Below are 246 nucleotides of genomic sequence, written 5' to 3'. Positions count from 1 at the left end.
ATCCTCAGTCGCCCTGTGATCTGTTCAGGTGAGTATCTCTTGTTTAACAAGTGCTCAATATAGCACCAGCCAAAGCGGCTGATCTGTGCGCTATTCACAACTTTGCGCTCTTTTGCCAAACGATGGGCTTGTTTGGGGCGATAACCCCTTTGTCCCATGTTTCGCTTTATCTCTCGACTAACCGTTGATTTATGACAGCCGATAATTCTAGCTATTTCGCTCATGCCTTTTTTAGCTTGCAATAGC

1 protein-coding gene is annotated in these 246 nt (G+C 45.5%); it reads right to left on the bottom strand.

Going from position 1 to position 246, the window contains the following annotated elements:
• A partial coding sequence (locus CXF58_RS14205; RefSeq protein WP_416375563.1) for a helix-turn-helix domain-containing protein occupies positions 1 to 242 on the bottom strand: 242 nt, incomplete at its 3' end.
• Positions 243 to 246: the final 4 nt, after the last annotated feature.

The sequence above is a fragment of the Psychrobacter sp. Sarcosine-02u-2 genome (assembly GCF_002836335.1).
Lineage (GTDB): Bacteria > Pseudomonadota > Gammaproteobacteria > Pseudomonadales > Moraxellaceae > Psychrobacter > Psychrobacter faecalis.
The sequence above is the reverse complement of the archived record's forward strand: the minus strand, read 5'-3'. Positions and strand labels throughout refer to the sequence as shown.